A 7,065-nucleotide genomic window follows, 5' to 3' on the forward strand; every position below is an offset into this window, starting at 1 on the left:
TTAGATGGTGCAACCTGCAAATTCCTCGACGCCGTTCAATCTTGCGGCAAGGTTCTCCATGTCCTGATTGAGCTTCTCTTTGGTTATCTTTGCGTAAATCTGCGTCGTCTTTATGCTCTTGTGTCCGAGCATGGAGCTGACCGTTTCGATGGGAACACCGTTGGAGAGGAATATCGTCGTGGCTGCCGTGTGGCGGCTCTGATGCCACGTGATATGCTTGGTGATGCCGCAACGCTTGGCGACGGCACGGATACCGGCAAGGCACGTGTTATAATGCGGAACGGGAAATATCCTGCCGTCCCCGCACAGTCCCCGGTATTTGCCGATTATGCGGTTGGCGATGTCGAGCAGGCGGATGTTGGACACCACGCCCGTTTTCTGGCGGTTGATGTTTATCCACTCGTGTTCGTCGAAGTAGGTGCGGATATTCTCTTCCGTAAGGTTGCGCATATCCGCGAACGACAGCCCCGTGAAGGCGCAGAACAGGTAGAGGTCGCGGTACAATTCCTGTTTGGCGTTTTTCAGTTTCCCCTCCATCAGCAGGCGGATCTCATCTTTGGTCAGGAAACTGCGTGTTGTTTCCTCCTTCTTGATTTCATACTCGCGGAACGGGTCGCGCGTCAGCCACTCGTTGTTGATGGCGATGAATACCATCGTCCGTAACGGGCAGACGTACAGCCACACGGTATTGGTGCAGCAGTGCTTGTCCGTGCGCAGGAACATCTCGAAGTCGGAGATGAAAGCCGGGGTAAGCTCTTTTAGGGCGATGTCCTTCACATGGTAGCGGATGTCGAGGAACTCTTGCATGTGCTTGTAAACGGTGCGGTACTTCAGCAGCGTGCCTTTGGCTTTCATGCCTGCCTCCACCTGCTTCTCGTAGTCCTCGTTGTGCTGGCGGAACACCTGCATCAGCGTGTGGTAGCGGTGTTCCAGTCCGAGAAAGGCGTTCTTCACCTTCTCCGCCGTGACGAAGTTGTCACGCTCCATGATTTCCTGATAATGCCTGTTGATGCGTACCCGCATCTTGTCAAGCATACGGTTCGTTTCGAGTGCCGCCGTGCTTCTGCCCGTGACACGTCCACCTTTGGTGTCCCACAGTTTCGGATCGACAGTCAGTTTGCAGCTGAACTGTGTCTGGCTGCCGTCCACCGTGATGCGTCCCATGACGGGAACTGTCCCGTCCTTTTTCACTACCTGACGCTTGAGGTAGTAGATTACTGAAAATGTACTCTTCATTGTCCTTAATTTTTGGGTTTCAAAATTAGTTGGTGAAGAGTCCGGTGTTGGTACGCAAAACGGGGAGGAACGGCGCAATCTTTTTCCGTAACCTGATTTTTCGCATGAGTTATGGATAACTCACTATTCCTTAGAGCCTTGTTTCGCTATTCGTACCCGTTTGTCGCATTTTCGGGCATGGTTACGAACAAGTAACGTAGCGGCGTCAGGATTTGGCTTCGGCAGGGATTGTAATGGCTTCACGGATTATCGCCACTTCAACCAAAACCCTTGTAACTCAATTCTATCACTATATCTTTCCGCATTTCACTTTTTTGTAGTAACTTTGCGTAAAATATATCATCCGTTTGCCTTTTATGCATTATGCATTCGGTGCAGACGGATGATGTGTTTTCGTGAACTTATATACAGACAAACAACTATAAAACATACATTTATAATGAAATCAATCCAGAACAAAGGAATAAACCTCACCGCAGAAGACCTCAAAAATCGAATCGCTGACAGAAAAGAACGATATGCCAAGCAGCAGGTACGACGCGAGAAATTGGAACGAACCATGGAGAACACCCGCAATGACATCGAGCAACTGGAGTATACCCTTGCACAGATGGAACGTACCGCCAAGCGCTCCCGCAATGCTGCCGCACAGCCTTCCCGTTTTGTCCCCCGCGAGCGTATCGCTAGCTTCTTTGCCCGTGTTTCCCGTTTTTTCGACCACCTTCAGCACCGCTTGCACCGTAGCTTGAACTATACTTGGTTCTGCCTTGTGCTATGCTCCCGATATACTTTTCAGAGCCGCCTGAAAAGCGTGGAACGCTGCTGTCTTACACCGGCCACGGTGCTGGGGTACTTCAAGAGGGAGAGGGAGATGTAACCAGTGACTTCGCTCTTATGGTAGAAGCAGCCTTAGGGATTAGTGCGGAACTTCTCGTTAATAGGCAGGCGAGATATAATATGGCTGTCTCTCTTAAAGAAAAATCGCTGACCGATAAGTTGCATGAAATACGCAAAATGTGTGCTTCCCTATTATAGTATGAAAGTGTTGCTTTTATCAATAAGACAGTGAGGGTGTGTCATCAACCGTTTTGACACATTCATTTTTCTTGAGCAAGTTTTCTTATTGCCACTCGAACTTTCCCAGTTTTCCCTCCCATTCTAACTTTGCAACATGTTTTATTAATAAATATATGCAAAATGATAAAAGAACAAAGTTTTGAATGGCTGCTCGAGGGATGCCATCGCATTGCAGATGTGGCAGTGGCCTATTACCCAAACTACGCGTATGCCTGCTCGGCCGTAAAGGCCCTGCGCCGTTCCATTGCGGAACACGCTTGCCTGCTGAAGGATCTGACGGACCAGGGCTATACCGCCAGGACTGCCCACCTCACCCCCGTACAGATAGGCATCCTCCTGAGCTACTGGGGGATGCCCGACCACGTGAAGGATATGACCGTGAAAAATCCGTATCTTCTGGTCTCTAAAAAATATGCGAAATAGAGAATGTATTTCTAATACATTCTGATTATTTTAGTATATTATTATATAGGGTGGTGGAGGATGAGGTGAACCCCTCTCTCGCCACCTTATGTATTTCATTAATTTTTAGCCGATTCTAACTGCTTATTTGTATCCCCCTGGCTGGTCCCTTACCTTTGTCGCATTATCGAATTAAGAATAGACAAAAATGGAAAAAGAAATGAGCCCCATGACAACGGAGATGCTGAAGAAAGGCTATCTCCTCTTCCCCAAAGCCTTGTTTGAGGAACAAATGAATATGAAAACCGGAGAGAAAGCCGCCGATGCCTTCGAAGCCTTTGTCTTTGTGCTGACACACGTCAACTACAGCACGGTGACCTGCAACGTCAGGGGACACCTTTTCGACTGTGTACGTGGCGAGTCCGTACTTTCCCTGGCCCGCTGGATGGAGATATTGGGGTGGCCCCGCAACCGTACGCGCTACTTCTTCAACAAGATGTTCGACGCCGGCATCGTGGAGCGGGTGGCCAACCCCTACGTGATGCACATCCGTATCCCCGATTATGATTTCCTTACTGGCAATGCCCGTCCTAAAGCAGCCCCGCGGAAGAAGAAGGCAGCGCCGGTGGCTGGGGTGGGAGAGGACTTCTGCATCTTCTGGGAAAAGTTTCATGACATCACCGAGCATCCCAAGGTAAACATCGGCCGGGCCCGTCGCGAATGGAAAAAATTGACGGCAGGCGAGAAACAGCGGGCACTGGACAACATCGACGAATATTACGACCATCTGAACAACCAAAAATATTGTAAACAAGCCGCCACCTATCTGGCGGACAAATCTTTTGAAAATGAATATGATGACTGAAACTACTTTTTCCCACGACAGTGACCTCGAAGAAGCTGTCATCGGTGCCTGCATGATAGAGCGCGCTGCCATGCCTCTGGTGGCGGACAAACTTCGTCCCGAGATGTTCTACGAGGAGAAGAATCTGGAAATTTTTGCCGCCCTGCAATCGATGTATCGCAGCGCAAAGTCCATAGATACCATCACGCTGAAGAACGAACTGGCAGCCCGTGGCAAACTCGATGCCGTGGGCGGGCCTTACGAACTGTTACGCATCAGCTCGAAGGTCAGCTCCAGTGCTCATCTGGAGTATCATGCGCTCATCCTTAGGCAATTGCACACGCGGCGTATCATGCGTACGGGATTCCAGCAACTGCTGGCGTTCAGTGCCGACGAGTCGATGGATATTGACGACATCCTGGTGGAAGCCCATCGACTGCTGGAGGGGCTGGAGGACGAGAGCGGCGTAGCCGACCACCTTCGCTCCATAGACCGGCTGATGGACGACACGCTGGCCGAGGTGGAGCAGCGTATGGAGCACGGATGCAACGGCATTACGGGTATCCCTACGGGTTTTGACGCTCTGGACCACGTTACGGCGGGCTGGCAGCGCGGCGACTTGAACATCCTTGCTGCCCGTCCGTCGGTGGGGAAGACGGCCTTTGCCCTCCACCTGGCCCGTGCCGCTGCCATGGCGGGGCGTCATGTGGTGGTCTTCAGCCTCGAAATGCAAGGCGAGCGCCTGGGAGACCGCTGGCTGCTTGCAGCTACGGAGGGGGTAGACCCGCAACACCTGCGTAGCGGTCAGCTCACACCCGGCGAGGTGAGGCAGGTGCATGAGGCGTCTGCCGAGTTGTCGCGGTTGCCCATACTGATAGACGACCATCCGATGACGAGCATGGACCGCGTGCGTTCTTCCGCCCGCCTGCTGAAGAGCAAGAATCGCTGTGACATGGTGATTGTGGACTATCTGCAACTATGTGACATGAGGAGTGACCAGAAAAACCGCAACCGCGAGCAGGAAGTGGCGCAGGCAAGCCGCAAGGCAAAGCTGCTGGCCAAGGAGCTGGATATCCCCGTACTGCTGCTGAGTCAGCTGAACCGGGCGAGCGACGGTAGCATAGACCATCGCCCCACCCTGAGCAACCTGCGCGAGAGCGGCGCCATAGAGCAGGATGCGGATATGGTAATGCTGCTTTGCCGCCCTGCCCTCTACGGCAAGACCGTCGATAAGAAGAGTACTTATCCCACCGATGGCCTGGGTATCGTCATCATAGCCAAGCACCGTAATGGCAAAACCGGTGAAGTCTATTTCCATCATAACCAAAGCATGACAAAACTGGTGGACTACATACCACCATTGGAGTGGCTGACGAGGAATGCAAAGTGATGGATGGAAATTTATAGAATACAGAGACACAAAGACACGGAGATTTTTCTTATTGCTTGAAAAACTCTGTGTCTCCGTGTTTTTTGTAGTAAAAAAAATGGCAAAACACTTGACTTCCGCTTCTTAATGTTGTATCTTTGTAATGTGCTTAAGAAAAGGAATAATCATTGATTCGGGCGCCCTATCCCTTCCCTTACCCACTTCTCTCTTATAACTCATTTTTCTTAACTTAAACCTTAACTTTTTAAATTTATGGATGTAATTGTAGAGCGCTTCCAGCGCCGTAAAATCGTGAGCAACCCGGCTTCGCCCATGTTGTACTATCTCCGTCAGAAACCCAAGACCTGCGGCACCGTGGACATCGATGTCCTTGCCGCCTCCATTCAGAAAAACTGTGCCATGACGAAGGGCGACGTGAAGCACGTCATCGAAGCCCTGGTGGAGGAGATTCAAGGCAACCTTGCCAATGGCGACAAGGTGAAGCTGAACCAGCTGGGCACTTTCCACATGACGTTCCGCTGTCCCGGCATGGAGGCCTCGGACAAATGTACGGTGCGCAATATCTCGAAGGTGAATATCCGCTTTATCCCCGACAAGGAGCTGAAGCTGGTGAACGGCAGTACCGCCGTGACCCGCAGCCCGGCGAATGTGGGCTTTGTGCTCGACAAGCCCGAGGAGGGCGGCTCCGGCGGCGGCAATCAAGGCGGTGGTTCCGGAGGCGGCTCCGGCGACGACGGCGACCAGGGCGAAAATCCGCTGGGATAAAGAAGGAATGATTAAGGGTTAGTGATTAATGGTTAATGAACACAAGCAAATCGCTTATCGCTAATCAATCCCTAATGATTAACCATTAATCATTAGCCCTTAATCCTTAATCACTAATCCTTAACCATTAATTCTTAACTATTAATCCTTAATTTTATGAGTACAAAATCATCTGTTTGGGATAAGATTCTGAAAGTGATAATCGCTGTAGCCTCCGCGCTTATTGGTGCCCTGAGCGCCCATGCCATGACAGTGTAGCGGGTTTCCTTCACTTTTAATTTTTAATTTCTAATTTTTAATTCTCATGAGATTCATCAATCTTATCGTCGTCCATTGTTCCGCCACCCGCTGCGACCGCTGCTATACGGAGCACGACTTGACGACAGACCACCTGCGCCGGGGCTTCTCCGGCGCAGGTTATCATTTTTATATCCGCAAGAACGGTGACATCAAGTCCCTGCGTCCCTTGTCCCTGCCTGGTGCCCATGTCCGGGGTTGGAATGCAGGTAGCATTGGTGTCTGTTACGAAGGCGGTCTTGACGAGTGCGGTCGCCCTGCCGATACACGCACCCTTTTCCAAAAGCACTCCCTGCATGTGCTTGTGTTGCTGCTGCTGAAGGATTATCCCGGTTCCCGGCTTTGCGGTCACCGCGACCTGAGCCCCGACCTGAACCATAACGGGGAGATAGAGCCGGAAGAGTGGGTGAAACAATGTCCCTGCTTTGATGCGGCGACTATACTGACAGAACCGCCACCACCCAATCCGGCATGCTTATAAAATGTTTTTATTCTCTTTCTTCGTGCTCTTCGCGCGCACGTATATATATAATGTATAGTTATTTTCTCTCTTTTTCCTTTCTTCAAAATTGTTCATGCGAAATGCATTTATGAATCAGTAAGTTACAAAAAAGTTTCATTTTTATTAAAAAAAATGATAGATATGTTTGGCTTGTATTGTTAAATCCTATACCTTTGCACCCGCTTTCCAAGAGAAGGAAAGTGGTAAGATTGAAATACTGAAACAGAAGTGTGGAAGGTGACACAGAGAAATAAAAAGAGATAAAAATATTTTTCGAAAAACATTTGGAGCTTATTAATAATTCTCCTTATCTTTGCAGTCCGACTCGCAAAGAAAAAGAACTTTTCTTGTTTTGCTTTTCTTATCCTTGTTTAAAGGATTTGAAAATACAGGAAAAAGAAAAAATGAAAAAAACTTCCGAAAATATTTGGAAGATATGCTTTAAAGTTCTTACCTTTGCATCCGCTTTCTGAAAAGAACAGCAATCGTGAAACGAGCGATCTTTGAACAGATTTACATAAACAATACAAGTAGTACAAGAGCAGGTGCTTC

The 7,065-nt window shown here is 49.6% G+C and carries 8 protein-coding genes; 7 read left to right on the top strand and 1 reads right to left on the bottom strand.

Annotation, left to right across the window (positions count from 1 at the left end):
* Positions 1-1,236 carry a site-specific integrase gene (locus DWY55_RS19190; RefSeq protein WP_004291422.1) on the bottom strand — a complete coding sequence of 412 codons (1,236 nt, stop codon included), beginning with the start codon at positions 1,234-1,236 and terminating at the stop codon, positions 1-3.
* Between the two features lie 439 nt (positions 1,237-1,675).
* Between DWY55_RS19190 and DWY55_RS19200 the strand changes: the two genes are divergently transcribed.
* From DWY55_RS19200 to DWY55_RS19230, 7 genes are all read left to right on the top strand, one after another.
* Positions 1,676-2,113 (top strand): hypothetical protein, encoded by a 438-nt coding sequence (locus tag DWY55_RS19200; RefSeq protein WP_120178281.1) that lies wholly within the window; start codon positions 1,676-1,678, stop codon positions 2,111-2,113.
* A 320-nt stretch (positions 2,114-2,433) separates the two neighbouring features.
* Positions 2,434-2,736: a DUF4248 domain-containing protein gene (locus DWY55_RS19210; protein WP_005831107.1), complete on the top strand. Its 303-nt coding sequence runs from the start codon at positions 2,434-2,436 to the stop codon at positions 2,734-2,736.
* A 187-nt stretch (positions 2,737-2,923) separates the two neighbouring features.
* The gene (locus DWY55_RS19215; protein WP_008664714.1) at positions 2,924-3,580 is read left to right on the top strand and encodes a hypothetical protein; all 657 of its coding nucleotides are present in this window, start codon (positions 2,924-2,926) and stop codon (positions 3,578-3,580) included.
* Positions 3,570-4,949, top strand: a complete 1,380-nt coding sequence (gene dnaB / locus DWY55_RS19220) for a replicative DNA helicase (protein ID WP_005837398.1) — start codon at positions 3,570-3,572, stop codon at positions 4,947-4,949. The genes DWY55_RS19215 and dnaB overlap by 11 nt, the downstream gene beginning before the upstream one ends.
* Positions 4,950-5,201: 252 nt before the next feature.
* On the top strand, positions 5,202-5,714 hold the full coding sequence (locus DWY55_RS19225; protein ID WP_005837397.1) for an HU family DNA-binding protein: 513 nt from the start codon (positions 5,202-5,204) through the stop codon (positions 5,712-5,714).
* 156 nt (positions 5,715-5,870) lie between these two features.
* Positions 5,871-5,972: a smalltalk protein gene (locus DWY55_RS22070; protein ID WP_005837396.1), complete on the top strand. Its 102-nt coding sequence runs from the start codon at positions 5,871-5,873 to the stop codon at positions 5,970-5,972.
* A gap of 46 nt (positions 5,973-6,018) precedes the next feature.
* Positions 6,019-6,492 (top strand): N-acetylmuramoyl-L-alanine amidase, encoded by a 474-nt coding sequence (locus DWY55_RS19230; protein ID WP_005831100.1) that lies wholly within the window; start codon positions 6,019-6,021, stop codon positions 6,490-6,492.
* Positions 6,493-7,065: the final 573 nt, after the last annotated feature.

The sequence above is a fragment of the Bacteroides sp. AF25-38AC genome, from assembly GCF_003602995.1.
GTDB lineage: Bacteria > Bacteroidota > Bacteroidia > Bacteroidales > Bacteroidaceae > Bacteroides > Bacteroides uniformis.

Excerpts from the sequence above, each read along its gene's own strand:
- DWY55_RS19190 (WP_004291422.1), bottom strand. The coding sequence starts at position 1,236 with ATGAAGAGTACATTTTCAGTAATCTACTACCTCAAGCGTCAGGTAGTG.
- DWY55_RS19200 (WP_120178281.1), top strand. The coding sequence starts at position 1,676 with ATGAAATCAATCCAGAACAAAGGAATAAACCTCACCGCAGAAGACCTC.
- DWY55_RS19210 (WP_005831107.1), top strand. The coding sequence starts at position 2,434 with ATGATAAAAGAACAAAGTTTTGAATGGCTGCTCGAGGGATGCCATCGC.
- DWY55_RS19215 (WP_008664714.1), top strand. The coding sequence starts at position 2,924 with ATGGAAAAAGAAATGAGCCCCATGACAACGGAGATGCTGAAGAAAGGC.
- dnaB (WP_005837398.1), top strand. The coding sequence starts at position 3,570 with ATGATGACTGAAACTACTTTTTCCCACGACAGTGACCTCGAAGAAGCT.
- DWY55_RS19225 (WP_005837397.1), top strand. The coding sequence starts at position 5,202 with ATGGATGTAATTGTAGAGCGCTTCCAGCGCCGTAAAATCGTGAGCAAC.
- DWY55_RS22070 (WP_005837396.1), top strand. The coding sequence starts at position 5,871 with ATGAGTACAAAATCATCTGTTTGGGATAAGATTCTGAAAGTGATAATC.
- DWY55_RS19230 (WP_005831100.1), top strand. The coding sequence starts at position 6,019 with ATGAGATTCATCAATCTTATCGTCGTCCATTGTTCCGCCACCCGCTGC.